This is a genomic window from Bradyrhizobium sp. BRP19 (assembly GCF_020194195.1).
GTDB lineage: Bacteria > Pseudomonadota > Alphaproteobacteria > Rhizobiales > Xanthobacteraceae > Bradyrhizobium > Bradyrhizobium yuanmingense.
Genome location: NZ_JADYVZ010000002.1, coordinates 238,314 through 259,091 on the forward strand (window position 1 = coordinate 238,314; position 20,778 = coordinate 259,091).

Sequence of the window (20,778 nt, forward strand, 5' to 3'; positions counted from 1 at the left end):
AATGAGAACAAAAAGTCCAGCCCCGGACGTAAAATTTTGGTGGGGGCGGCGTTGAACCTTTTCGGCGCGGCAAGCACCTATGGAAGCTGGGGATTTCAGCGCCCAGTTACACGGCAGCGCCGCCTGACGAACATACTCCGTCGTGGCGGCGCTGTTGCTTTTTGCGATTTCAACTTTAGGTTAAAGCCATGGCTGTCGGCCAGGCGCTGAAATCCCAACGCCGTCAGCCAGAAAAGCCTCGCGCGAAAGCGCGGGGCTTTTTCTTGTGAAGCGGATGAGGATGGTGAGGGAACGAAGCCTCGCCCCCCGATTGCTGCGCCGGCGCGTCAATGAGCCCACCGCACCGACATCGCCGGCACGTCAGACGGCGTCCTTGGCCACCTTCAGCGGCGAGGCCTTGACCGATTTGCTGGCGGGCTTCGCCGCAAACTGCATCGGCTCCTTGGTGAAGGGATTGATGCCCATGCGGGCTTCGGTCGCCGGCTTGTTCACGACCGACATCTTCACGAAGCCGGGAATGACGAACTCGCCGGACTCGTTGAGCTCCTTGTAGCCGACCGTCGCCATGTACTCGATCACCGACTTCACGTCGTTCTTCGAAAGCTGCGTGCCCTCGGCAATTGCATCGATCAATTGGGTCTTCGTCATCTTCGCCATGGTCTGAATTCCTTTGAATGGGTGCGCGGAGCAATTCTGCTGCTGGGGACGCGGCCGGACCCGCGAGTGCGCGCTGCTGATTCATGCCAGAAGTCATGAAGCGATCGGGCTTAGACCCTATCGAGGCCAAAAACGCAAGCACGGGCTCCGCGAGGTTCCCGACTTCCCGTGCAAGACGTTGGAGGACCTGCAATTTTAGGACCCGCAATTTCTCGAACCTGGCACAGCGCCGCGGCTGCTATAAGCCAGGAAAGGTATCTGATGGGGTTCTGATGAAGGTCGCTATCGTCATCGCAGGTTTGATCGTGGTCGCCGTCGCAGCCCTCGTCGCGATCCAGCCTAGCTTCTTGAAGCCTGCGTCCTTCGCCCTCGTGAAAAAGTCCGACATGTTCGGCTTCTCGCCCGGGATGACATTCGACGAGGCCAACAAGCTCGTCGCGCGACGCCACTATCTCTGCCGGCCGAGCCGAGGTCCGTACACGCTCACATGCGACATCAACGGCGCCAAGGTCGCCGTCGACGGCGACGAGACCGATCCCAGGCATCCGATCTGGCGCGTCAATGCGACGCTGAACAATCCGGGATCGCAGGAAACCGCCGTCAAATCGATTTCCGAGCAGTTCAACGCCTCGGCCATCAAGGACCGGGAAGGCTGGATCTGGATCGTCGGCCGCGGTTTCAAGCTGAGCTATGACGGCGCCAACTTGACTCTCGTCGACGAGGCCGCCGAAGCCAGGCTGCGCAAGGAGGACGCCAAGCGCTAGATCGCATCGCGCTTCCTCGTTCGTGAAACTTGTGGCCGGCGATCCGTTGTTGACGCTTCAGTAACCTAACGCGACCAAGCTTCTGTCAGGTTGGTTGCGTTGGAGTATCCTCAAAGTGCTGGATTTTAACGAGCTGCGTGAACTCGCGGCAGATGTTCGTGTTTTTGTAGATGTCGCCGAAGACAAGGCCGAGGCGCTCAGAGCCGTGATCGCGGCCTACGATGTGGTGCTGGCGATCTTCCCCGTCAATGACGGCATGGGCCTCCACGTCATCAAGGGCAAGGGGATCCTGGACCAGATCGCGACGTCGCGCACACACGCGATGTACAGCCACACGGCGATCGCGGTTCCGGATCTCGCCCACGCCGAAGCGCTCAAGTTCCTGACGGCGCCGGTCGAACAGCGGATTGCGGCCTGAGCATCGTTCAGCCGCTCCGCTCGCGTAGAGCGGCGCGGCGGAATTGTCGTGGTCGCTTCAGCGGCTTTGTCTGGGCGTGCGGGCTGTTCGCCGCTTCCGTCGCAGACCGATGCGCGTGCCCGGAAGATTGATGCCAAGCTCGATCGCACGCGACCTGATCGATGCAATGGGACGCTTGAGCTTCACGATCATCAGCGTGAGGCTCTTTCCCGTTTCGCACATGGATCGAAGCAGCCGGTCGTCGTCTTCCGACCAGCGTTCGTGGTTATAGGTGCGGGCAGCCATCGACGTTTGCCTCTGAGGCCAATGAGGCGGGACCTTAAGCGGGAGAATGTCAAAGGACCCAGCTTCGCCTTTTTCTGAGCGCGGCGGCTGGGTGTCAGTTGAGGGGCGGCTTGTTACGCTGCCGCCTGACGCAGAGATAGTTTTTCGGCGTCGATTTTCAACCGACTTACGATTTGTAATGGCCCGGCGCGAGCGCCTCCCCACTCCAGCGAAGCTGGCGCATGTTCTTTTGAACTTTCTTGCCGCTCGCGCGTCTTACAGTTGAAGCGTCCCTAAGCTTCACCTCGACAGAGAACCCCGCTCCTGAAAGGGCGGGGTTTTCGCTTTTGGCGCTGCATCAGCTTGCCCGGGATTTCAAGCGCTCTTTGCCGTTGACCCGGCGGCCGTCCGGCCGCACTTTTTGCGACGGGCAGGGTTTTGAGGAGCCGTGATGCCGAAAACCCTTGTGGAATTCAGAGCGCAGAACCTTCGTTTGCTCGAGCGGCTTTGTCCCGACGACCCGCGATACATCGCGGCCTGGCTGAAGCAGTTCGACGAGCAGAACGGGATCACACCAAGAACTGGTCCGAAGTCCGGCAAGAGCCGTGCGGCTGCCTCGCCGCGAAGCAGGACCGCTTCGCCCGGGCGTGCGAGGTCAGCGCCCTCCTCCGTCTCACCCCGCTAGTCCGGGGCGACGACAACGCGCGTGCTTATGGCTTGCATGCGCGCGCGTGTCACGACCGAGCGACTGCACGCGTCAGGCGGCGCGGCGCTTCTTTCGCGCACCTGCCGGCTTCGCCTTCGGCTTTTCGGCGCCGACTTTCGAGACGCGCGCGACTGCGGCAAGCGAGGCGGAAAGAACCTCGCGCTGGGCTTCGAGCCAATGCCTCTCGGCGTGGCCGTCCGCCCCACCGCTCTCCATCCAAATCTGGTATGCGCGCTCGCGGATCGCTTGTTCCAGGTCTGACATCGATGTCCCTCCAATTCGGAGCGGCATCCTGGGCGCGGTCGGTTAACAAGCTCTCAAGCGACCAACGTTCCCCGAGCCGGAACATCGCAACGAGCCTGCGGGCCCTGACGTCTTCGCGAAACGCGGACGTCATCGCACGTCGGCAATGATCGCAGCGACGCGGCGGGAATGATGATCGACGATCACGAGGGACTTCCCCGCGATCAGGTACTGATCTCCCCAGAACCCGTTGAGGATCTGCGTCACCTCCGGCGGCAGGTCCGCCGTCTCGGTCTGCCGCGGGACCGAGGTGCCGATCATCATCTCGAAATTCGGCCGATCCATTGCGGGGCTTTGCGATGTCGAAAGGACTGAGCGCAGCTGCTCGCGTTGTTGCGCGGTGAGGTTTGCCGGCTGGCTACTCTCCTTGATCTGGCGAGCGCGAGCGCCGCTCGAATCCTCATTTGCAGCGGGATCTTGTTTGGCAGCGGTGCTGACTGCGTCGCGTTGTGTTGGAACTCCCGTGCCGACCGTGGTCGCAGGCGCGCTGTTGTCCGCGCCGGTCGAGGGGCGTCCAACGTAGTCGGTCACGCCGAACATTTGGGGAGCCGCAAACCACAGCCCGAAGCCCACAAAGAGGATTGCAGCGGCCGCCGATCCCCACATCATCAGCTTGCGTGTGCCTTCTCGCTCTTCGTCCCGAGGAAGATCCTTGACCATCGTGAGATGCCTCCAGTTGCTTCGGGCCAACCCGGGCCTTGCTTCTCCGTTCCTACAGCTTCAGCGACGGCTCTGAATGGAGCACGTCCTTGAAATTGGAACGTTGCGTCCGCACCGGCGTACCGACAGCAACCGCAATTGCGCAACGGCCGGCTGAAGGGCGGTGAGTCAATCGCCCGCCTCGCGCCGCGAACGCTCGCGCTCGAACCAAGTCAGGCAGAAGCAATGCAGAGCAACTCGGAAACCAGGCTGCAGTCGATCCCGGCGGATGCCTCGGCCGAACGCAGGCCACACCCTGCCGGTCCGCACGCCACGCCGGAGCTGACCGACACGGAGAAGACACCCGGTTGCGGCGTGTTGCCTGAACCGGATGATCCGAACATCAGTCCCACGGGCTAGTCGGCACGACGCTCTGCGGCCACGTCGATCCGGCGACGGAGTGCGCATGGCTGCAGCCCAACTTGCATCGACGGCTCCGCCCGACGTCAGCAGCAGAGACCGCAGCGCCAGTCACGGAATGTCCGCGGCCTTGCGGTTGTCCCCGATCGAAACCGGCTTGTTCAGGAAATACTCGCGGTTGCCCGTCGCCGCTTCCGCGTATTGGTCGATGGCGACGATGATGGCCTGGACGTGGGCATAGCACCACCCTTCCCGCGTCGCTCTGCGGCGAACGTCCTCGAGCGCGGTCAGGAAGGGCGACAGGTCTCGCTCGTCATCGAACCACCGCCTGCTCACCACGTCCTCCCGCCGAGCACCCTGCCCTTGGTCTGGCGCGGCTCTGCCGCCTTCAGCGCGTCGCGTTCGGTGCACAGGCTCTCGACCTTCGCCTCCATCCGCGACAGCAGCGCTTGCGCCGAAGCCGTGCCGATCCCCGCCCGTTGCAGCTGGAGGATCTCCTTCCGCTGCCTGCCCATCTGGATGCGCATCCGTTCGATCTCCCGCCTGAGATAGTCCAGGTCCGGCATTGTTCCGCCTCGCGAATTCTAGAGAGGGCCCATGAGAACAAAAACGGAACGAAGAGTCGAGTCCGACGTTCTACGGAAAGCGGAATAGGAGATGTGCGATGGCTGATAACACTCAAAAGGACCCGAAGGACTGGGTTTCCGGCGACGATCCGATGACCGGAGCCCAGGAATCCTATCTCAAGACCCTCGCCGAGCAGGCGCACGAGAGCCCGCCCGCGGACGAGCTGACCAAGGCCGAGGCCTCCGAGCTGATCGACAAGATGCGGCAAAAGGCTGGGCTGGACGAGTGAGCCGTCCGGTTGCGGGAACCCGGCTCGATGCGTATGCAAACGAAATTGGGAATCGAGAATGCCTTATTTCGTTTGTGCCCGCGATGGAGCGGGCCAGATCATCCTGAAGCGAGACACAAAGGAAGCGGCCGAGAAGAAAGCCGCCGAGCTCCGCGACATGGGCTATTTCGAAGTCGAGATCGTCGCGAAGGATGACCAGGAGACGGCGTGAGGGATCATGCGTCCCTCAACACCCTAAAGGCGCTGAGAATGACGAAAGCACCGAAACCATAGGTCAGCGCATTCACGACCCAGGCAATGCCGATGCCGAGCAGGTTCGATCCTCCGACCGCTCCCCGGAAAAAATACGCTGCGCTGATGCCCGGCCACTCCAGCCAAAGCAACGCGAAGTCGGTCAGCGGCTCTAGGACGAGGAGCACCGTCGAGACGAGCGCCCCCACGGCCAATGCGATGACGAGATATGTCCTCAGCCAGGGCATCAAAGACCCAGCAGGCCAGCGATAACAGGAATGAGGAAAAAGGCGGCGATCCCGAGTAGCCCGCCCACGACAAAGCGTGCCGCGCGGCCGTGAATCTTCGTATCGAGCCACGCACAGATGGCCACCGCAGCCTGTCTCAGCCAGCTACCCACCAGGGTTCTGACGAGATCGAACAGGAGTTCTGCAACGAGTGCGGCCATGGCGTTTGGTCGGCGCCAGCTCTGGCGGGGTTCACGAGCAGTCATCGCGGTGGCTGATCGGCCGAACGCGAGCCGATAGGCGATGACACAGCACGCTTACCGCGCCGCGCTCCCGCGGGCGCCTTGCACTCGTCATTCAATTGAATTACCTTGGACGTATCGCTTCGGAGAAAGTAAAGAAAGTAACATGGCCGCAAATGCCCTTGTTCAGACCCGCATCGACGCCGAAGTCCGTGATCGCGCCTCGGCCGTCCTTGAGGAGATGGGGCTAACGGTGTCGGACGCGGTCCGCATCCTGCTCACCCGGACTGCCAATGAGGGCGCGCTACCGCTCGAGCTCCTCACGAACGGCAAGGCTCATGACGCCTGGTTTCGCGCGAAGGTTCTGGAGGCGCTGAACGATACCCGGCCCGATACCTCCGACGAACAGGCTGAAGCGCATTTCGCAAAGCGGCGGGCGGCGGCTCGGCGCAGGGCGGATGAACCAAAGTCGTGAAGCTCGTCTGGTCCGCGTTCGCGCTGTCGGACCGCGACGGCATCTTCACCCACATCGTCGCTGAAAATCCTCGGGCAGCCATAGCGCTCGACGAGAGGATCGCTGCCGCTGCGCATCGACTTGTCGAGTTTCCCGAAAGTGGGCGCCTGGCCGTGTCGCCGGCACACGCGAGCTCGTCATTGTCGGCACTCCCTACGTCGCGGCCTATACCGTAACGGAAAGCTCGATCCGGATATTGCGCGTCCTGCACGGCGCCCAGAAGTGGCCCGATGAGCTTCCCTAAGATTGAGGCTGCGGAAAGCTGTCAGGGCTCCATGAACTGACAGCGCGTAGGATGGAGCGAAACCCATCGAGCGCCTCGTTACGAAACATGATGGGTTTCGCAAGTGCTCTACCCATCCCACGAGCTAATCCAAGTTGCCTTGGGCCTCCTGATCTGCATTCATCAACTTGCATTGGTCTCTCAACGCAAACCGGTGGCTTGAATGAAAACCGCACTTGTCTTCGGCGCATCCGGCTTCATCGGCTCGCATTTGCTGCGCGATCTCTTGGACAGTCCGGACTATTCGCGGGTTGTGGCGGTGGCCCGCAAGCCGCTGGCGGTGAGCGATGCGAAGCTCACGGTGCTGATCGGCGATCTCGCTTCCCTGCCCGCACTTAAATCCCAATTGGTTGCGGACGAGATCTTCATCGCGCTGGGGACGACGCGCAAGCACACGCCTGACGAGGCCGAGTACTACAAGATCGATCATGATTATCCGGTGTTGGCAGCCGAGATTGCCAGGGCGAATGGCGCGCGGTCGGTGTTTCTGGTCACAGCCGTTGGCGCCAACGCCGCTTCCAGCGTGTTCTATCTCAGGACCAAGGGCGAAGTTGAACGGGACATTCTCTCGCTCGATTTCGAGCACACGCATATTTTCCGCCCCTCAATGATCCTCGGCGCGCGCGACGAGGATCGCCCGCGTGAACGCCTCATCGCCGCGATATGGGGCGTGCTCAATCCGCTGCTCCTCGGTCCCGCCGACCGGTATCGCGGGCTCACCGGCAACGACATCGCGCACGCCATCGCCCAAGCCGCGCGGGGCATCAAACCGGGAAGGTGCGCATCTATCATTGGAAAGAGATGGCGGAGCTGCTTCGAACGTGATGCAGATCAAGCCCAACCGGCGCGCTTTGCGCCGCAATATTCAACGCGGTCAGTGGATTCACAACGCTGCTCGGCTGCTGGCGCACGCAGTCAGCTAGGTGTTGGACTGAAGACAGTCTCAGGCGCCGTATGGATCCTTCGTAGCCAGCTGATGCCTGGATTTGGGATTCTCCACCTGCGATCAGTTCGATGTATGGGGCCCACCGCCAATGAAGCCCTCTCAGGAGGGCTTCTATTTTGGTTGCAGCTTTGGAATACTACACCCTTCCATTTGATTCATTTGTAGGTTGAACATGAACGCGCACGAGATGCCTCCAGAGGAAAATCCCGACGCACTTGAAGTTCTACAAGAACCAAGGTATCGCCGCTTGTTCACTGTCGTAAACAGTGGAGCATTCCTGGCGATAATCTCTGCCGCAATAGCCGCAGGAGGTTGGTATCTCAAATCTTATAAGGAATGCACGTTGTCAGCCACTACGCTGACAGACGGGATCGTTGATAAGGCCAACAAGATTGTGACCCAACTTACTCGTCTCAAGGTTCTTTCTCACGAGTACGACGATGTCGAAAAAATATACGCCGATGCGCCTAATCGGCAGAGGTCGGACCAGATCGCCACCGAGGCTATCGAAGAACTCAATATCCGCTTTAAGGAGCACGGCGTCGGCTATCAATTTGTCAATCGTCAGATCATTCGGATGGACTCTGAGTTTGTCCATGCCGAGGCAGTGGTCCCCTCGCTGGCCGTTCTGCGAGGAGCGGAATTCAGAAACGCGCAGGATGAATTTCTCAGTGCCTTCGATCATTACCGGCATGGAAAATATGAAGAAGCTTTGGTTGACTGTGCAAAGTCCTTCGAGAGCACGATGAAGGTCATCTGTCATAAGCGCGGATGGCCCTTTGACCCCAATCGCTCCACCGCGTCCGAGCTTGTTCGGACCTGTCTTGATAATGGTTTGATCCCCTCATATTGGGAGAACCATTTCACCGGCGTGAGAAACATCCTTTCATCGGGCATTCCCACCGCTCGCAACCGTCAAGGGGGCCATGGGGCGGGAACACTGCCGGATAATGAACCGCCCGAGGAGTTGGTGTCCTACGTGCTGCACATGACTGCTTCAACTATTCTCTTCCTCAGCGAGGCTGAAAAGAAATTGCCTTAGTAGCGGCGCCCTTACTTCGGACCCTGACCGAGCAAGCAGGCTAATGCCCTCCGTGGAAGATCGCTGCAATCGCCAACCCGATACGAACGATGAAATACCAAGGGCCTCGCTCGCGACCGCTGGGCGGCCGCGCCGAGGGCATTACCTCGACTTCCTCGATAATGGTGATCTTGCGGGTACGTTTCATCAGGGCACACCTTTTGGTAGCGAGAACCGATGTCTCGCGGGATTGACAGGGCGCCTGGGGGGAGCGAGAACCTCAGTTGTTCAGGCGGAGAGTCCTTCGGGATCTCCACCCCAGGCGTCAGGCGATTCACCTCGCCTGGCGCCATTTTAATGTTTTCGGATTCGGTACGAAGCCGGGCCTATACGGATGCCGGTCACGTCCCGGTGAGACAGCGCAAACTCACGGCCAACCAATATCACTGGGTTCGCGTGCGCGCGTAGCTGCGTCTGAGTTATCCGGGATATTCGTCCTGTCCACAGCTAAGGGAATGCGGTGGTTTTCCCCACTCATTCTCGACCACTCTCTTGACAGTTACCGAACGCCCCGCCTTCGGCGCCATGCCTCCCCCCGCCCGAGGGCTCAAGAGGGGTGCGGCCACAGTCAGGGGCTCGACTAACTACCGCCTCCAAACTCCGCAATAGCGCCATCAAAACAAAGCGAGTTTTACCCGCACGTCAGCGGCACGTATGGCAGTGCCCCCGCTGCATTTTCCTGCTATTTCCTACCCCCGCCGTCCCGGCCCAACACAAAACCCTCCGTCCGTTCCAGGGAGCAACAACCATGCGATACCTCCACACTATGCTGCGCGTGCGCAATCTCGATGTCGCGCTGAAGTTTTACCAGGATGCGCTGGGCTTGAAGGAGGTGCGGCGGATCGAGAACGACAAGGGGCGGTTCACGCTGGTGTTCCTGTGCTCGGCGGACGATCTCGAGGCACTGAAGAAACAGCCGCCGACGCGCGGGGCGCCGCTGGTCGAGCTCACCTACAATTGGGACGAGGAGAAGTATGGCGAGGATCGCTTCTTCGGCCATCTCGCCTACGAGGTCGACGACATCTACGCCACCTGCGAGAAGCTGATGAAGGCGGGCGTCACCATCAACCGTCCGCCGCGCGACGGCAACATGGCCTTTGTCCGCTCGCCGGACCTGCACTCGATCGAGCTGCTGCAGAAGGGCGATCCGAAGCCGCCGCAGGAGCCGTGGGCGTCGATGCCGAACACCGGCCACTGGTAACGGCGCCGGCCGGAACAAGGCCCCTCGCCCGGCGTTCTCCTTTCACGAAACCGATTTGGAGGAGGATGCGATGGCGAGAGGGCTGTTGCTTTGGATGCTTGGCGTGCCGATCCCGGTGATCATTCTGTTGTGGCTGTTCTTCGGCCGCTGAGCGTCGGTTTGAACTTTGCAAGGAAAGCTCCGCCGCGTGCGGAGCTTTTTGCATGACGGACGCGATGCAATCGCGCATCGCTCCGCGCGCCGAATTCCGCTATCACCCGCAGCGAGGTGGATCTGTAGCCCGGATGGAGCGCAAGCGTAATCCGGGACTGTCAGCCCTGGATTGCGCTTCGCTCCATCCAGGCTACGACACCGAACAATGCCGCGGGAGACGCTTCATGGCCGATACCAAGCTGACGATCTGGGGCCGCGCCAATTCGGTCAACGTGCAGAAGGTGCTGTGGTGCTGCACCGAGCTTGGCCTGGCTTACGAGCGCATCGATGCCGGCATGCAATACGGCAAGACGCGCGAGGCCGAATATCTGGCGATGAATCCGAACGCGCGGATTCCGACGCTGGTCGAGGGCGACTTCGTGCTGTGGGAATCCAATTCGATCATGCGCTACCTCTGCATGGCGCATGGCCGCGGCACGCCGATCTATCCCGAGGCGCCGAAGCAGCGCGCCTCGGTCGACCGCTGGCTCGACTGGACGCTGGCGACGGTGCAGCCGGTCGACCGCCCGGTATTCTGGGGCATCGTGCGCACCGCGCCCGCCGAGCGCGATATGATCCAGGTGCAGCGCGATGCCGATGCTGCCGCCGAGGTCTGGGCCATCGCCGACCGCCTGCTCGCCACGCGCCGCTTCATCGAGGGCGATGCGTTCACGCTCGCCGACATCGCGGTCGGATCCTATGCGCGGCGCTGGCTCGGGGTCGAAGGCATCAGCCGGCCGGCCCAGCCGCACCTGACGCGCTGGCTCGCCGAGCTCGGCAAGCGGCCCGGATTTGCGCAATTCGTCGCACCGCCGATGTCGTGAACCCCTCGCGCGCCTTAAGCTGCGGCGATCGCGCGGGGAATCCTCGTTCCGGCGCGCTTCCCGCGGCGTCACCGCCGCGCTTGACGGCTACTGTGCATGGGGTTGTTTTCGCGGTTTTGTTTCAGGCTTTAGCGCCAGCCGCGCTCGACCAGCAGCACGACGACGATCAGCACCAGAGTCACGGCAGCCGTGGCGAGCCGCGCGGTCCAGCTGAGGCCGCGGCCGACCCACCACAGCAGCGCGCAATACATCAGCACGGGAACGATGATGTCGAGCCGCACCAGATCCGCGGGCATGGGCTTCAGCGCCGGATGCCAGCGTCGACGCTGGTCGAGCCACCGAGCTTGACGCAGGTCCCGGTGCCCTCGGCCATCACGAAGCCCCGGCCGTAGGCGGCGCAGGCGCCTGCCCTCACATTGCCGGCCGTGCTGCCGTTCAGCGGCAGCACCTTGCCCGCCTGTGGCGGCTCGGCAGGCGGCAGGCGCAGGCTCTCAGCCGCAGTCGCGGACGTGGCCAGCAAGGAGAGCAGGATGAGGAGCTGCGTGCGCATCGCCGCCTTGTAGCCCGGACCGGACCCGCGCGCCATCGGACCGTCCGCAGCTAGAGGAACTTGACGCCGGCCGACTTGCCGCGGCGCCAGACCACTTGGCAGCTCCGCCCGGTGCGCGCATCGCGTGCGAAGGCCATCCGGATCACGCCGGGAAGCTGGCTCGCGTCCTCGTCGAGGGTGATCCTGGCGCCCGAATCCGAGATGTCCTGAACCAGGCAGTGCCGCGCGGCAAAGCCGCCGTCCAGCGTGATCCAGGCGTGCTGCGACAGCAGCTTGCGGGCTGCGCGCTTCTTCGGCGGTGGCATCGGCAAAATCTCCCCGTCCAGCGCTACGTAGGGAACGCTAACAAACCGTTGAAATCGCCTCCGAATGATCCCGCGCCCCGGGGCTATCCACCGGGCCGGAAAGACCGTTCCCGAACGGCTTGCCCGGGAGCGCAAAGGCCACTATACGTTCGCCCGCTGCAAGCCGCCGGGCCCTGTTCGGCCGGCCAGCGGCCGTGCCGGGAAAACGGCAGGGCCCTGCGTTTGCTCCCTTCGTCTATCGGTTAGGACGCCACCCTTTCACGGTGGAGAGAGCGGTTCGATTCCGCTAGGGAGCGCCAGCAAAATCAATCACTCAAAGATCCACTCTGCCGCCGTGTCCAACGTGTGGCCAATAAACCCGTGCGAACACCCATGGACGTGGGGCTCGATCGCCGCCCCGCTTCGCGAGCGTGAACCGGCGGGCCATCGTGCTTACCGCCTGAGCCCGGGGCGGTGCGTCATCAGCCGCGGCCGGTCGCGCCTCCTGTGCAACCTGCGGTCGCCGCGAGGCAAGCCGCCGGCATCGCTCATTTATTTTTGTCGAAGCAGCCAGCGGCTACCCTGTTGCCGATTGAGTAGCAATCAGGAGGATTGGGCTTTGTGACCACGTGCTGGGGCGTTTCAACTCGTGGGCTCGACCACCCCCAAAGCACAGCAAGCAGGGCCAGACCCCCGAGGATCGCGAGTGCAACCATTTCAGGCGTGACGAGAGCGGGGCGCCGACAGAGCCCCTGGGGTGCAATCTGCTTCAACGAACACAACTCTGAACTGTAATAATCTAAACTGTAATAAAAATATCATATGTTAATTCCGGTTCCATTGCAAATGGCAGTTGTTCCACGCAGAAATGCCTGAAACGAACGGCCCGCCAGCGTGAACCGGCGGGCCCTGCTCAATGGTGCTTCATTGGTCGCGCTCCGCCAGGATGCGGTTGATCTCGGCCGTCACGATCAGCTGGTGCTCAGGCGTGAGCTGGGCATACCTCGCCAAAGGGCTCGCTCCAGCCCTCTGGTGCCCTCGGCGTTCGTCGATCATCCTCTTGAGGCCCTTTAGATCGCCGTCGAGTATCCAGTCGACGTTGATCCCGTGCTTCCGGCAGTAGTCGCACAGCTCGGCGCTGGGCGCGGGACCGACCTTCGGAGCTCGCTCCAATCCCCATTCGATCGCGAGCCACAACAGGCGCGGGTTGTTGTTCTGCGCTGACGACGCGCCGTCGGCGTCGAGCCGCCCCAACGGTGTCCGGAGGCGTAGCCGCCGACGCTTGGCGGCGTTGCGGCGCCGCGTGATGCCAGCGCGGGTGATGGGCTTCTCCTTTGCCACTGCCCGCGGATCTTCCTGAGCTTCGTTTGTGCCTTGTCGATGTCTATTTTTACGGAGGTGGACGGCCATGGACCTATTCTCATCTCTTTCACGGTGGAGAGAGCGGTTCGATTCCGCTAGGGAGCGCCAGAGGCGCAAAGCCGCCGCGGCAGCGTGAACCTCCTCGCCCCTCGTCTCCGACCAATGTCAGGTCGTAACCGGTCGAGGCCCATGCCGCAGCTCAAAGCCGACATTGCAGACGCATCGCAGATGCCGGCGCTTCCCACATGGCTGCGCCACCCGCGCCAGCATGCGCCGGACCGGCGCGCCAGGATGCTCGCGCACATGGCCCACCTCCAACCATTGCCGGAGCGCCAGGCGGCGTTGACGCCGCCCTCGCCGGAGCGGTCAGGCCAGGCCGTCGCTGACATTCTCGGCGATGCCTTCGGCTACATCGTGCTGTTCGGTGTCATCGCCCTGCTCTTCCATTCGCGCGTTCCGCTCTACCTCGGTGCCTTTCTCTTCCTGACCGATGGCGAGCGCATCGAAAGCGCGCTGGCAAGCATCGGTATCCGCCTCGAGCCCGAAATGATCGGCCAAGACCTCGTCAAGCGCTTTGTATTCTGGTTCGGATGGTTCGCGTTGCTCGGCCCCCTGAAAGCCTCGGTTCCCGCCTGGCTCGCGTCTTGGCTGCCTCCGACCCAGTCATGGTCTTCCCTGGCCGGCATTGCCATTCTGCTCGCCCTCGTCGAAGCATTGACCGGGCTCGCGCTGCGGCGCGCATTGCCGCGCCTGCGATGGGAAATCCGTCCGAACGGACTGATATGGACGATGATCCAGTTCGCCTTTGCCGCATTGGCTATCCTGGTGCTGTTCGGACCTCGCTAGCCGTCGCTTATGCCGCGCTTCCCGCTGCTCTGCCGACCCGCGCCATTTACCGAAAATTCACCCCAGCTATTAGGCAGCAGTATCATTTGCTTAGAATTTGCTCGCTACCGTGGAACTACGGCAATCACCCGAACCCCCGGTCAGCGCTCATGTCCGTCGCAGATTTCCTGAGGCAGCGAGCAGTGGATGTTACGGTCAGCGGCAGCTACTCGCTGCCCCGCTGGTACGATTGCGAGGGCAAGCTCCGCAGCTTCGCCTGCCGCACCAAGCGCGTCTCGCCGTTCCGGATGATCGTGGACGTGCCCGTGGTCGGCAAGGTCGGCGAGCGCTTGACCTCCTACTTCGAGGATTTCGGCGAATTCCAGGGCACCATCAGCGCGACGCTGAAGGCTGGCTTCCTGATGGAGCTCGAGATGACGCGGGCGCGGCGCGCCTGGATGTCGGAAAAGCTGACATGGCTCGAGAAGAAGCAGAAGTATGCCAGCGTTCGGGAGCTGCGGCGTGACGCGCGTTTCGTTCCGCAAGTCTCGCACACCGTGCTGACCCTCGCGGACGGCAGCTGCCATCCCTGCTTCATCATCGACGTCTCGACGGCCGGTGTCGCGGTGTCCTCCGAGTATGATCCGGTGGTCGGAACCCCGCTTGCGGTCGGCGCCTGTGTCGGGCGGGTGATCCGCAAGTTCGAGCACGGCTTTGCGGTCAAATTCGCCGAAAAGCTGGACCGGGACGACCTCGTCCGCCTGATCGTCCGCGCGCCCTTGCTGAAGTCGGCCTGAATTCGCCGCCCTATAGCGGCCCCAATGCCGGATCAGCTTTTGCAGGTCTGTGCCTCGGGCCGGACGTCATTTTGCAGACTTGCGATCGGGGGACCGAATGGCAGTCGACAAGATCACCTGGGACAGGGTCGGACGGGTCACCGAGCCCGGACGCTACATGTACACGTTCGGCTGGCTCACCATCACCGCCGGCGACCTGGAGATCTGGAAACGATACCCGCAGGCCGCGTTCACGCTGCTGGCGCAGAGTTCCGGGTCGCCCGAGTCCGCCGGCGAGGAATTCCATCTCGGCGCCTTCGACGTCGCACCCGACGCGCCGCCCGCGATCACGACGCACTGACTAGACAAGGCCAGCAGCCGGCACGCTGCGCAGATGCGCCAGGAATCGAGGAATCCCGCGCATTTCCTTGAGCTCGCTTGCAAATCTCGATCCGCAGCGCACCGGGCAATCGTTGCGGTGACTGGCGAGCTTCTGCCATCATGCGATTGATTGCGCTCGTATTCTACTCCCCACAATGAGCCCGGATGAACGGCAGCAGTCGCGCGCCTTCAGGGAGCCGAAAGCCGGCGCATGACACATGGTCGCATCGGAGAACGTAGATAAGCGGATCAAGGGAACTTATTTTCGGCGCCAATGTACCTGATCGAAGCGCTCCCCACCGTCGTTGGAACTGCCGCTATCGCCCCGGCGCTGCTGTTGCTCTGGCTCGTCATCGCTGCCGAGGAACGCCCGGGGCCGCCGGCCCAGGTCTGGACCGCATTCCTGTTAGGGGCGGCGAGCATTTCGCTCCTGGGCCTCGCCCGCGCCCCCTTCGCCAAGATGATCGCCGCCCCCGACGATCCCTGGGCGGCGCTGGCGATGCATTCGATCTTCGGCGTCGCGCTGCCCGAGGAAGCCGTCAAGGTGCTCGCCATCGTGCTGGTCTCCTCGACCAAGCGACGCACCTTTGCCAATCCGATGGACACCGTGGTCTACGGCGCCGCGGTCGGCCTCGGCTTCGCCGCCTACGAGAATCTCGCCTATCTGGTCCAGCACGCCGACATGTGGCGCTCGCTTGCCGCGCTGCGCAGCGTCCTGACCGTGCCGTTCCACGGCGCGCTCGGCATCATCGCCGGCGCCTACCTGACCATCGCGCGCGCCGGCACGGCGCTTGGCGCAAACCGCCACCATCGCGATTGGGCCCGTCTTTCCAGCCGGCTGTTGATCTTCGGTGGCCCGCTCGCGCTTCATACGGCCTTCGACTTCCCGCTGCTGACGCTCCAGCGCATGCCCGATCTCGATCCGACACTCCGCATGTGGTTGGGCGCTGCAAGCCTGTTGATCGGCTTCGGCTCGATCGCCTTCGCCATCCGCCTGGTCCGGCGCGTCGCGCGCCACCACGCGCCGCGAACCGATGTCGCGCGCGAGCGGCTCAGCCAGCTGCGCCGGATGTGGGCGCTGCTGCTCGCCGGCGGCGGCATCGGGTTCGTCGGGCTCGCCTTCGTCCTGACCTCGATCCATCACTGGCTGATCAACCCCGAGCGCAACCTGACGCTGGCGCTGATTCCGATCGGTTTCGTCTCGATCCTGCTCGGCCTTGCGCTTCTGATTGTCACATCGGCTATCTACATTCTCGGCCGCAACCGCATTCGCACCAACGCGGAAGGCTTTTCGTCGGCGCCCGGCGGCACTTGATCCAACGCATGGCGAACGCGCGACAGGCCCACTAGATTGGGACGCAATCCTCTCGTTCCGGAGCCAGACGATGACATCGCCCGAGGAATTTGCCCGCCTCCAATCCGAGATGAACCAGGCGGTCAAGGCGCACTGGAAGGCTTTTCTGTTCGAAGGGATCCTGCTCGCCGTCCTCGGCATTGCCGCGCTCGTCGTGCCGCCGCTCGCCAGTCTTGCGACCGCGATCTTCCTCGGCTGGATGTTCCTGATCGGCGGCATCGGCGGATTGATCGCGACCTATTGGGCGCGCAGCACGCCAGGCTTCTGGTGGTCGCTGATCTCGGCTGCGCTCGCCGTGCTCACCGGCCTGCTGCTGCTGGCCCGGCCGATGCAGGCCGTGCTGACGCTGACCATCGTGCTCGGCGCCTATTTCCTCGCCGAGGGCGTCGCCACCATCATGTACGCGCTGGAGCACCGCCGTGAGCTCAGCGGCCGCTGGTCGTGGCTGCTGATCTCGGGCCTCGTCGACATCGCGATCTCGTTCATGGTGATCACGGGACTGCCGAGCTCGGCGGAGTGGGCCATTGGCGTCCTCGTCGGCATCAACCTGCTGTTCGGCGGCGCCACCCTGATCGGCATGGCGCTGGCGGCACGCAATGGCAACACCTGAGGCGCCTCGTCGCTCCACATTCTGATTGGGGGGTGACAAGGCGCCAGCGGCACGCTATATGGCCTTTCCATGATCACCGTCGCCACCAGCTATTTTTGGTACTTTAGCTACGACAGCTCGCTGGCGGCGGGAGGATCGCGCTCAATCTGAAACATTGCAGCAAACGTCCGAACAGCCGCCCGACCTGGCGGCTTTTTTATTGCCGGCAGGTTCTAGAACAGACAGGAGCCCGCCGTGCTGAGCACGACCGACGATCTTCGTATCCGCGAACTGAAAGAGCTGAGCACGCCGGAAGAGGTGATGCGGGAAGTCCCGCGCACGCTCACCGCGACGCGTGTGGTGATGGCCGCGCGCAACGCCATCCATGCCATCCTGAGCAATCAGGACGACCGCCTTCTGGTCGTCGTCGGCCCCTGCTCGGTGCATGATCCCAAGGCGGCGCTCGACTATGCCGAGCGGCTAGCAAAGCTTCGCGAGGATCTCGCCGATCAGCTCGAGATCGTGATGCGGGTCTATTTCGAGAAGCCCCGCACCACGGTCGGGTGGAAGGGCCTCATCAACGATCCCGACCTCGACGGCAGCTTCGACATCAACAAGGGGCTGCGGCTCGCGCGCAACGTGCTCGCGGCGGTGAACAATCTCGGCCTGCCCGCCGGCACCGAGTTCCTCGACATGACCACGCCGCAATACATCGCCGACCTCGTCTCCTGGGCCGCGATCGGCGCGCGCACGACCGAGAGCCAGATCCATCGCGAGCTGGCTTCGGGCCTGTCCTGCCCGGTCGGCTTCAAGAACGGCACCGACGGCAATGTGCGGATCGCGGCCGATGCGGTGAAATCAGCCTCGCATCCCCATCATTTCATGGCCGTCACAAAGCTCGGCCGCTCGGCGATCGCCTCGACCGCCGGTAACGAGGACTGCCACATCATCCTGCGCGGCGGAGCTGAACCGAACTACGACGCGGCAAGCGTTGCGTCGGCCTGCAACGAATTGACCAAATCCGGCGTTGCCCCGCTGGTGATGGTCGATGCCAGCCATGCCAATTCGAGCAAGAAGCCGGAGAACCAGCCGCTGGTGATGGCCGATATCGCCCGCCAGATCTCGGGCGGCGAGAGCCGCATCATGGGCGTGATGATCGAGAGCAACCTCGTCGCCGGCCGGCAGGATGTCGTACCGGGCAAGCCGCTCACTTATGGGCAGAGCATCACGGACGGTTGCATTGACTGGGCAACGACGTCGAAGACGCTCGAGCAGCTCGCCGACGCGGTCGAAATCCGCCGCAACATCCGGCGCGCCGGACTGCACGAGCGATCAGCCTGACGGATGGCGAGCTTGGGATGGCTCATTCCTCACCTCTCCCCGACGGGGAGAGGTGAAAGCCTCAGCAGCCGCGGCAGATGCTCTTGATCTTCTTGTCGAGCGCCTGGTTTTCCTTGCTGAGCGGATCGTTGGGATCGCTCAGATTCTTCTCGCTAGGCACATCGCTGGCACGCGGCTGGCGATGACCGACCGGCGCCGGCAACACCGACCCGGACGATGCGCCGCTTGAGGTCGATCCCTTGGAGCCGCCGGTCTGCGCAACAGCCGCGCCGCCAAGCAAGACCACGAGCGATACTGCCAGCATGATCTTCGTCATGTCCATTTCTCCATTCTCGAATCAGCGTCCAAGCCCAGCACTCAAGTCAGCGTCGATGCCATCGCCACTCATGCCTCGGGCGGATAAAGATGAACGTCGCCGCAATAGTCGACGATACGATAGCGCGTTTCTGATTCCGCTTCACTTGTCTCGTTTGCGGTATTTTTCACCGCCGACACGTAATTCGGACCCACCGGCGACTTGCCGGCACCGCCGGGAATGTCGATGACATAGTCCGGCTGACACAGGCCCGACACCCGCCCGCGCAACTGCCGCATCAAGGCCTGCCCCTCTGCCAACGTCGTGCGCAGATGCGCCGTTCCCGGGGCGAGATCGCCGTGGTGCAGATAATAGGGCTTGATCCGGCATTCGACGAAAGCTCGCATTAAATCCGAGAGAGCGGCGATGTCGTCATTGACGCCGCGCAAAAGCACGGACTGGCTCACCAGGGGAATTCCAGCATCGACGAGCCGCGCGCAGGCATCGCGCGCGGCCCCCGTCAGTTCGCGCGCGTGATTGGCGTGTACCGCGACCCAGGTGGCCGCGCCCGCAACCTTCAGGGCTGCAACCATCTCCGCGCTGACGCGCGCTGGTTCGGCCACCGGGACACGGGTGTGGAGACGGATGATCTTGACGTGATCGATGGCCGCAAGGTCAGCCATGATCTCGCTCATCCGCCGGGGCGACAGCATCAGGGGATCGCCGCCGGTCAGGATCACTTCCCAGATCTCGTCATGCGACCGGATGTAGTCGATCGCGGTGCGATAGGCGCTCTCCGACAGCGCATTCTCCTTGCCGGGCCCGACCATCTCGCGGCGGAAGCAGAAGCGGCAATAGACCGCGCAGACGTGCACGAGCTTGAACAACACCCGGTCGGGATAGCGGTGCACGATTCCCGCCACCGGCGAATGCGGGTGATCGCCGATCGGATCGGTATTCTCGCCCGGCTGCGCCTCGAGCTCGGCCGAAACAGGAACGAACTGCCGCGCGATGGGATCGTCGGGATCCGTCGCGTCGATCAGCCCGACCAGATCCGGCGTGATCGCCACGGCATAGCGCGCGGCGACGCGTTCGAGCGCCGGCAGCGCCGATGCGGGGACCAGGCCCTCGGCTACCAGCTCGGCAGGTTCGCGCAGAGTGCGTGCAAGGTTCGTCTTTGTCATCTCTCATCCGCAGGCGGTGTCCACACCACCTGATCAATTCGTGTGGCGCCGCTCGCCAGCATCACCAGCCGGTCGAAGCCGAGCGCGACACCGCTCGCCTCCGGCATTGCGGCGACCGCCGCCAGAAAATCCTCGTCGAGCGGATAGGCTTCGCCGTAGCGGCGCTGCTTCTCCGTCATGGATTCCGTGAAGCGTTTGCGCTGCTCCCCGGCATCGGTCAGCTCTCCAAAGCCGTTGGCGAGCTCGACGCCGCAGGCATAGATCTCGAAACGTTCGGCGACCCTCGGATCGTCCGTCTTCACCCGCGCCAGCGCCGCCTCTGGAGATGGGTATTCGAACAGGATGGTCAAACGCCCCTGCCCCAGATGTGGCTCGACGTGTTCGACCAGCACCTTGCTGAAGATGTCGGACCAGGTGTCATCCTCGGCGACACGGACCTTCCCGGCTGCCGCAGCGGCAAACGCCTCACGGTTACCCTCGCCGCCCGAGATTGTCGACAGCAGGTCGATGCCGGCGAACTGCGCGAAGGCGCCCGCGACCGTCAGGAGCTCCGGCTCGGCGAAGGGATCGGCGGTTCGGCCGCGGAAGGAGAAGGTCCCGATCCCGGTCGCCTGCGCCGCCCGGGCGATCACGACGACGCAATCGGCCATGATGGCATCATAGGGCGCTCCCGCCCGGTACCATTCCAGCATGGTGAACTCGGGCAGATGCAGGTCGCCGCGCTCGCGGTCCCGGAACACCCGTGCGAACTCGAAAATCCGCGTCTCGCCCGCCGCCAGCAGCTTCTTGCAGGCGAATTCGGGCGAGGTGCGCAGGTATCGGCTGGCCCGGCTGCCGTCGGGCCGCATGATCTCGGTCCGGGGGGCGTGCAGATGGGTCTCGTTGCCTGGAGAGACCTGGAGAACGGAGGTTTCAACCTCCACAAACCCCTGTTCGGCGAAAAAACCCCGCAAAGCTCCGGTCACGGCGGCCCTGGCCTGGAGGAACGGCCGTCGGTCGAGGTGGCGCGCGGGCGACCAGGACGGCGACATCGGCTTGTCCCCAGCCATCAACCGACCGCCCCGGCCGG

The 20,778-nt window shown here is 63.1% G+C and carries 32 protein-coding genes, 1 tRNA gene and 1 pseudogene; 18 read left to right on the top strand and 16 right to left on the bottom strand.

Going from position 1 to position 20,778, the window contains the following annotated elements; genetic code table 11:
• Positions 1–360: 360 nt before the first annotated feature.
• Positions 361–657, bottom strand: a complete 297-nt coding sequence (locus I6F36_RS06815; RefSeq protein ID WP_008558895.1) for an HU family DNA-binding protein — start codon at positions 655–657, stop codon at positions 361–363.
• Between the two features lie 272 nt (positions 658–929).
• Between I6F36_RS06815 and I6F36_RS06820 the strand changes: the two genes are divergently transcribed.
• Complete coding sequence (locus I6F36_RS06820; RefSeq protein ID WP_225125483.1) at positions 930–1,421, top strand: hypothetical protein; 492 nt, start codon at positions 930–932, stop codon at positions 1,419–1,421.
• 115 nt (positions 1,422–1,536) lie between these two features.
• Entirely contained in the window at positions 1,537–1,839 is a 303-nt protein-coding gene (locus I6F36_RS06825; protein ID WP_225125485.1) for a hypothetical protein, read from the top strand.
• 57 nt (positions 1,840–1,896) lie between these two features.
• Here the strand turns inward: I6F36_RS06825 and I6F36_RS06830 are convergent, their stop codons facing one another.
• The 3 genes from I6F36_RS06830 to I6F36_RS06840 form a co-directional block, all read right to left on the bottom strand.
• Positions 1,897–2,124 carry a hypothetical protein gene (locus tag I6F36_RS06830; protein ID WP_035999684.1) on the bottom strand — a complete coding sequence of 76 codons (228 nt, stop codon included), beginning with the start codon at positions 2,122–2,124 and terminating at the stop codon, positions 1,897–1,899.
• 736 nt (positions 2,125–2,860) lie between these two features.
• Positions 2,861–3,073: a DUF2934 domain-containing protein gene (locus I6F36_RS06835; RefSeq protein ID WP_225125486.1), complete on the bottom strand. Its 213-nt coding sequence runs from the start codon at positions 3,071–3,073 to the stop codon at positions 2,861–2,863.
• Positions 3,074–3,202: 129 nt separating this feature from the next.
• Positions 3,203–3,772: a DUF1236 domain-containing protein gene (locus tag I6F36_RS06840; protein ID WP_225125488.1), complete on the bottom strand. Its 570-nt coding sequence runs from the start codon at positions 3,770–3,772 to the stop codon at positions 3,203–3,205.
• Positions 3,773–3,910: 138 nt separating this feature from the next.
• Between I6F36_RS06840 and I6F36_RS06845 the strand changes: the two genes are divergently transcribed.
• Positions 3,911–4,171, top strand: a complete 261-nt coding sequence (locus I6F36_RS06845) for a hypothetical protein (RefSeq protein ID WP_036022977.1) — start codon at positions 3,911–3,913, stop codon at positions 4,169–4,171.
• A 111-nt stretch (positions 4,172–4,282) separates the two neighbouring features.
• Here I6F36_RS06845 and I6F36_RS06850 read toward each other — a convergent pair whose 3' ends face one another.
• The gene (locus I6F36_RS06850) at positions 4,283–4,507 is read right to left on the bottom strand and encodes a hypothetical protein (protein WP_085974320.1); all 225 of its coding nucleotides are present in this window, start codon (positions 4,505–4,507) and stop codon (positions 4,283–4,285) included.
• Positions 4,504–4,737 (bottom strand): hypothetical protein, encoded by a 234-nt coding sequence (locus I6F36_RS06855; protein ID WP_225125489.1) that lies wholly within the window; start codon positions 4,735–4,737, stop codon positions 4,504–4,506. Before I6F36_RS06855 ends, I6F36_RS06850 begins: the two co-directional genes overlap by 4 nt.
• Positions 4,738–4,835: 98 nt before the next feature.
• On the opposite strand from I6F36_RS06855, the gene I6F36_RS06860 reads away from it, so the two are divergent.
• Positions 4,836–5,027 carry a DUF3072 domain-containing protein gene (locus I6F36_RS06860; protein ID WP_225125490.1) on the top strand — a complete coding sequence of 64 codons (192 nt, stop codon included), beginning with the start codon at positions 4,836–4,838 and terminating at the stop codon, positions 5,025–5,027.
• A 58-nt stretch (positions 5,028–5,085) separates the two neighbouring features.
• The gene (locus I6F36_RS06865) at positions 5,086–5,238 is read left to right on the top strand and encodes a hypothetical protein (RefSeq protein WP_225125491.1); all 153 of its coding nucleotides are present in this window, start codon (positions 5,086–5,088) and stop codon (positions 5,236–5,238) included.
• Between the two features lie 4 nt (positions 5,239–5,242).
• Here I6F36_RS06865 and I6F36_RS06870 read toward each other — a convergent pair whose 3' ends face one another.
• Both I6F36_RS06870 and I6F36_RS06875 read right to left on the bottom strand, forming a co-directional pair.
• Positions 5,243–5,506, bottom strand: a complete 264-nt coding sequence (locus I6F36_RS06870; protein ID WP_225125492.1) for a hypothetical protein — start codon at positions 5,504–5,506, stop codon at positions 5,243–5,245.
• Entirely contained in the window at positions 5,506–5,706 is a 201-nt protein-coding gene (locus I6F36_RS06875) for a hypothetical protein (protein ID WP_036033381.1), read from the bottom strand. Before I6F36_RS06875 ends, I6F36_RS06870 begins: the two co-directional genes overlap by 1 nt.
• Before the next feature lie 187 nt (positions 5,707–5,893).
• Here I6F36_RS06875 and I6F36_RS06880 point away from each other — a divergent pair, with 187 nt between their 5' ends.
• The 4 genes and pseudogenes from I6F36_RS06880 (at position 5,894) to I6F36_RS06895 (ending at position 8,512) form a co-directional block, all read left to right on the top strand.
• Complete coding sequence (locus I6F36_RS06880; RefSeq protein ID WP_225113584.1) at positions 5,894–6,202, top strand: type II toxin-antitoxin system RelB/DinJ family antitoxin; 309 nt, start codon at positions 5,894–5,896, stop codon at positions 6,200–6,202.
• Positions 6,199–6,485 (top strand): annotated as a pseudogene (locus I6F36_RS06885) (type II toxin-antitoxin system RelE/ParE family toxin). Before I6F36_RS06880 ends, I6F36_RS06885 begins: the two are co-directional and overlap by 4 nt.
• Before the next feature lie 202 nt (positions 6,486–6,687).
• Positions 6,688–7,635 carry an NAD-dependent epimerase/dehydratase family protein gene (locus I6F36_RS06890; protein WP_225125493.1) on the top strand — a complete coding sequence of 316 codons (948 nt, stop codon included), beginning with the start codon at positions 6,688–6,690 and terminating at the stop codon, positions 7,633–7,635.
• 7 nt (positions 7,636–7,642) lie between these two features.
• On the top strand, positions 7,643–8,512 hold the full coding sequence (locus tag I6F36_RS06895; RefSeq protein WP_225171187.1) for an STM4504/CBY_0614 family protein: 870 nt from the start codon (positions 7,643–7,645) through the stop codon (positions 8,510–8,512).
• 40 nt (positions 8,513–8,552) lie between these two features.
• On the opposite strand, the gene I6F36_RS06900 is transcribed toward I6F36_RS06895, so the two are convergent.
• Positions 8,553–8,699, bottom strand: coding sequence for a hypothetical protein (locus I6F36_RS06900; protein WP_225125497.1), 147 nt, complete (start codon positions 8,697–8,699; stop codon positions 8,553–8,555).
• A 600-nt stretch (positions 8,700–9,299) separates the two neighbouring features.
• Between I6F36_RS06900 and I6F36_RS06905 the strand changes: the two genes are divergently transcribed.
• Both I6F36_RS06905 and I6F36_RS06910 read left to right on the top strand, forming a co-directional pair.
• Positions 9,300–9,752: a VOC family protein gene (locus I6F36_RS06905; RefSeq protein WP_225113580.1), complete on the top strand. Its 453-nt coding sequence runs from the start codon at positions 9,300–9,302 to the stop codon at positions 9,750–9,752.
• A gap of 377 nt (positions 9,753–10,129) precedes the next feature.
• A complete protein-coding gene (locus tag I6F36_RS06910; RefSeq protein ID WP_225125498.1) occupies positions 10,130–10,768 on the top strand; it encodes a glutathione S-transferase family protein in 639 nt (212 codons plus the stop codon).
• A 128-nt stretch (positions 10,769–10,896) separates the two neighbouring features.
• Here I6F36_RS06910 and I6F36_RS06915 read toward each other — a convergent pair whose 3' ends face one another.
• From I6F36_RS06915 to I6F36_RS06925, 3 genes are read right to left on the bottom strand one after another with little or no spacing between them, the layout of a single operon-like run.
• Positions 10,897–11,064, bottom strand: a complete 168-nt coding sequence (locus tag I6F36_RS06915; RefSeq protein ID WP_036022969.1) for a hypothetical protein — start codon at positions 11,062–11,064, stop codon at positions 10,897–10,899.
• 5 nt (positions 11,065–11,069) lie between these two features.
• Positions 11,070–11,318 (bottom strand): hypothetical protein, encoded by a 249-nt coding sequence (locus tag I6F36_RS06920; protein ID WP_225171373.1) that lies wholly within the window; start codon positions 11,316–11,318, stop codon positions 11,070–11,072.
• Positions 11,319–11,368: 50 nt separating this feature from the next.
• A complete protein-coding gene (locus I6F36_RS06925) occupies positions 11,369–11,623 on the bottom strand; it encodes a PilZ domain-containing protein (RefSeq protein ID WP_057029117.1) in 255 nt (84 codons plus the stop codon).
• A gap of 224 nt (positions 11,624–11,847) precedes the next feature.
• Here I6F36_RS06925 and I6F36_RS06930 point away from each other — a divergent pair.
• Positions 11,848–11,922: transfer RNA gene (locus tag I6F36_RS06930), tRNA-Glu, on the top strand.
• A gap of 604 nt (positions 11,923–12,526) precedes the next feature.
• On the opposite strand, the gene I6F36_RS06935 is transcribed toward I6F36_RS06930, so the two are convergent.
• Positions 12,527–12,943 (bottom strand): hypothetical protein, encoded by a 417-nt coding sequence (locus I6F36_RS06935; RefSeq protein WP_225171188.1) that lies wholly within the window; start codon positions 12,941–12,943, stop codon positions 12,527–12,529.
• A 210-nt stretch (positions 12,944–13,153) separates the two neighbouring features.
• Here I6F36_RS06935 and I6F36_RS06940 point away from each other — a divergent pair, with 210 nt between their 5' ends.
• The 6 genes from I6F36_RS06940 (at position 13,154) to I6F36_RS06965 (ending at position 18,230) form a co-directional block, all read left to right on the top strand.
• Complete coding sequence (locus I6F36_RS06940; RefSeq protein ID WP_225171189.1) at positions 13,154–13,810, top strand: hypothetical protein; 657 nt, start codon at positions 13,154–13,156, stop codon at positions 13,808–13,810.
• Positions 13,811–13,959: 149 nt separating this feature from the next.
• Complete coding sequence (locus I6F36_RS06945; RefSeq protein WP_225171190.1) at positions 13,960–14,586, top strand: PilZ domain-containing protein; 627 nt, start codon at positions 13,960–13,962, stop codon at positions 14,584–14,586.
• Positions 14,587–14,683: 97 nt separating this feature from the next.
• Positions 14,684–14,926, top strand: a complete 243-nt coding sequence (locus I6F36_RS06950) for a hypothetical protein (RefSeq protein WP_035999767.1) — start codon at positions 14,684–14,686, stop codon at positions 14,924–14,926.
• Between the two features lie 294 nt (positions 14,927–15,220).
• Positions 15,221–16,261 (top strand): PrsW family glutamic-type intramembrane protease, encoded by a 1,041-nt coding sequence (locus I6F36_RS06955; protein WP_035999770.1) that lies wholly within the window; start codon positions 15,221–15,223, stop codon positions 16,259–16,261.
• 70 nt (positions 16,262–16,331) lie between these two features.
• Positions 16,332–16,910: an HdeD family acid-resistance protein gene (locus I6F36_RS06960; RefSeq protein ID WP_057029113.1), complete on the top strand. Its 579-nt coding sequence runs from the start codon at positions 16,332–16,334 to the stop codon at positions 16,908–16,910.
• A gap of 234 nt (positions 16,911–17,144) precedes the next feature.
• Positions 17,145–18,230 (top strand): 3-deoxy-7-phosphoheptulonate synthase, encoded by a 1,086-nt coding sequence (locus I6F36_RS06965; RefSeq protein WP_225113576.1) that lies wholly within the window; start codon positions 17,145–17,147, stop codon positions 18,228–18,230.
• A 61-nt stretch (positions 18,231–18,291) separates the two neighbouring features.
• On the opposite strand, the gene I6F36_RS06970 is transcribed toward I6F36_RS06965, so the two are convergent.
• The 3 genes from I6F36_RS06970 to epmA form a co-directional block, all read right to left on the bottom strand.
• Positions 18,292–18,546, bottom strand: coding sequence for a hypothetical protein (locus tag I6F36_RS06970; RefSeq protein WP_035999808.1), 255 nt, complete (start codon positions 18,544–18,546; stop codon positions 18,292–18,294).
• 68 nt (positions 18,547–18,614) lie between these two features.
• Positions 18,615–19,709, bottom strand: coding sequence for a lysine-2,3-aminomutase-like protein (locus tag I6F36_RS06975; RefSeq protein ID WP_225171191.1), 1,095 nt, complete (start codon positions 19,707–19,709; stop codon positions 18,615–18,617).
• Complete coding sequence (gene epmA / locus I6F36_RS06980) at positions 19,706–20,758, bottom strand: EF-P lysine aminoacylase EpmA (RefSeq protein ID WP_225171192.1); 1,053 nt, start codon at positions 20,756–20,758, stop codon at positions 19,706–19,708. Before epmA ends, I6F36_RS06975 begins: the two co-directional genes overlap by 4 nt.
• Positions 20,759–20,778 lie beyond the last annotated feature (20 nt).